This is a genomic window from Micromonospora sp. NPDC052213, from assembly GCF_040679695.1.
In the GTDB taxonomy this organism is placed as follows: Bacteria; Actinomycetota; Actinomycetes; order Mycobacteriales; family Micromonosporaceae; genus Micromonospora.
This window is the reverse complement of sequence record NZ_JBFAVI010000279.1, coordinates 1-1,607: the sequence shown is the minus strand read 5'-3', so window position 1 is coordinate 1,607 and position 1,607 is coordinate 1. Positions and strand designations below refer to the sequence as shown.

General features: G+C 56.3%; 1 rRNA gene (running past one end of the window). It reads left to right on the top strand.

The features are described 5' to 3' along the window. Positions 1-1,552: ribosomal RNA gene (locus tag AB0L34_RS32815) — 23S ribosomal RNA — on the top strand (it extends 1,532 nt beyond the left edge of the window). The last annotated feature ends 55 nt before the right edge of the window (positions 1,553-1,607 follow it).

Sequence of the window (1,607 nt, the reverse complement as noted above, 5' to 3'; positions counted from 1 at the left end):
CATCCAAACCATCCAAGACCTTCGGGTTGAGGGTGGGGAGCGTGGGAACCTGGCGGGTAGTAGTCAAGCGATGGGGTGACGCAGGAAGGTAGCTGAGCCCGGCCGGTGGTTGTGCCGGGGTAAGCGTGTAGGCCGGTGTGTAGGCAAATCCGCACGCCATGGAGGCTGAGACGTGATGCCGAGCCGATTCAGGTGAAGTCAGTGATCCTATGCTGCCGAGAAAAGCCTCTAGCGAGTTCTTAGCGGCCCGTACCCCAAACCGACACAGGTGGTCAGGTAGAGAATACCGAGGCGATCGGGCGAACTGTGGTTAAGGAACTCGGCAAATTGCCCCCGTAACTTAGGGAGAAGGGGGGCCGGAGACGTGAAGCCCCGCGCGGGTGGAGCGTTGTATGGCCGCAGAGAGCAGGGGGAAGCGACTGTTTACTAAAAACACAGGTCCATGCGAAGAAGTAATTCGATGTATATGGACTGACGCCTGCCCGGTGCTGGAACGTTAAGGGGACCTGTTAGCTCTTCGGGGCGAAGCGGAGAACTTAAGCGCCAGTAAACGGCGGTGGTAACTATAACCATCCTAAGGTAGCGAAATTCCTTGTCGGGTAAGTTCCGACCTGCACGAATGGCGTAACGACTTCCCCACTGTCTCAACCACAGGCCCGGCGAAATTGCATTACGAGTAAAGATGCTCGTTACGCGCGGCAGGACGGAAAGACCCCGGGACCTTTACTATAGCTTGACATTGGTATCCGAATTAGCTTGTGTAGGATAGGTGGGAGCCGGTGAAGCTCATACGCCAGTATGGGTGGAGGCAATCTTGAAATACCACTCTGGTTGATTTGGGTATCTAACTTCGGACCGTTATCCGGTTCAGGGACAGTGTCTGGTGGGTAGTTTAACTGGGGCGGTTGCCTCCTAAAGGGTAACGGAGGCGCCCAAAGGTTCCCTCAGCCTGGTTGGCAATCAGGTGTTGAGTGCAAGTACACAAGGGAGCTTGACTGTGAGACTGACAGGTCGAGCAGGGACGAAAGTCGGGACTAGTGATCCGGCACTTGCGAGTGGAAGCGGTGTCGCTCAACGGATAAAAGGTACCCCGGGGATAACAGGCTGATCTTCCCCAAGAGTCCATATCGACGGGATGGTTTGGCACCTCGATGTCGGCTCGTCGCATCCTGGGGCTGTAGCAGGTCCCAAGGGTTGGGCTGTTCGCCCATTAAAGCGGTACGCGAGCTGGGTTTAGAACGTCGTGAGACAGTTCGGTCCCTATCCGCCGTGCGCGTAGGATACTTGAGAAGGGCTGTCCCTAGTACGAGAGGACCGGGACGGACGAACCTCTGGTGTGCCAGTTGTCCCGCCAGGGGCACGGCTGGTTAGCTACGTTCGGAAGGGATAACCGCTGAAAGCATCTAAGCGGGAAGCTCGCTTCAAGATGAGGTATCCCACCACTCTTTGAGTGGGTAAGGCCCCCAGCTAGACGACTGGGTTGATAGGCCGGAAATGTAAGCCCGGTAACGGGTTCAGTTGACCGGTACTAATAGGCCGAGGACTTGACTACTAAGCTGCTACGCGTCCACTGTGCAACTCTCGATGAACGAACAACAGACCCGGTT